This window comes from Psychrobacter sp. 1U2, assembly GCF_051847575.1.
Map to the genome: position 1 here is coordinate 1 of NZ_JBPYDC010000488.1, position 1,030 is coordinate 1,030.

The following is a 1,030-nucleotide window of genomic DNA, read 5'->3' on the forward strand; positions in this document are numbered from 1 at the left end:
TGCAACTTGTCGATAGCCACTATTTATTTCAGAATCATATACACTATCGCTAATGCCCTTGATGGTCACCCACGCACGTACCTGCATAGGCTCGGTGATTTTTGTCGTCTCTGCTTGCTGATAGGCAGACAATGCTTGCAGGGCACTTCCAAAAACCAGCACACTCGCTATGATCGTCATCAGTAGATAACGGATAAACTTAGAAGATATCGTATGATTTTGTGTTCGACGTTTATGGAGGGAGTAGTTGCTTATTGACGGCAACGCTGCACTGCGCTGGAGAAGAAAAAGGAAAATAATCGCTGTTACGATCAATGAGAGCCAAATAAGATCGCTTGCTATAGACAAATCAAATGCTAATAACCTATCTTGAGCAAAGTCTACCGTCCCTATTGATAATGTGCCTACCATCGCTATAATGATTGAGATGCCAATCGTCCAATACATCAGCACTCCTTGCATGACGGCTTATTAAATATATACTTAACCACTGACGATGTTCTATCCACAACCTTCTACATCATAGAAGAATAGATAAAGTCGAAAAGATAGCGATCAATCAACTTTTATTATACATCATTTGTTTGGTTGTTTATTAACTAACATTAGACGACTAAATACCGATGATAGCATTATTAACGGTATTACCCTATACTATTTATCATATCGCGATTGCCTTTATTGATAGCCACTCGTCCTATTTTTTATCAACACTTTATCTTTACTGACAATGTTTTATCAAAATTGTCGAATATCAAACGCTTATGCTCTACTGAGTGAACTGTAGATAACGATCAAAGGCAAACCTGTGCCCCAAAAACGTCTTAAAAACCTCCTACCTACGCCTGAAAAAATACTAGAGAGCCGCTCTTTAAAGCTGTTTGCGCCGCATTTGGCTGACCCTCGTTTATGGCAGTTTAATCGTCATAGTTTGAACAAAGCGGTTTATATTGGGGTACTTAGTGCGTTTTTCCCTTTGCCAGGACAGATGCTGTTGGCTTTGATTGGTGCGCTTATTTTTCGTGCTAAC

The 1,030-nt window shown here is 39.6% G+C and carries 1 protein-coding gene and 1 pseudogene; one reads left to right on the plus strand and one right to left on the minus strand.

What is annotated here, in order from left to right; all coding sequences use genetic code 11:
• Positions 1–447 (minus strand): annotated as a pseudogene (locus ACS8FD_RS16780) (ComEC/Rec2 family competence protein); the annotation flags it as partial.
• Between the two features lie 361 nt (positions 448–808).
• Between ACS8FD_RS16780 and ACS8FD_RS16785 the strand changes: the two are divergent.
• Positions 809–1,030, plus strand: a 222-nt coding sequence (locus ACS8FD_RS16785; protein ID WP_439276677.1) for a DUF2062 domain-containing protein, incomplete at its 3' end; no start/stop codon positions are given.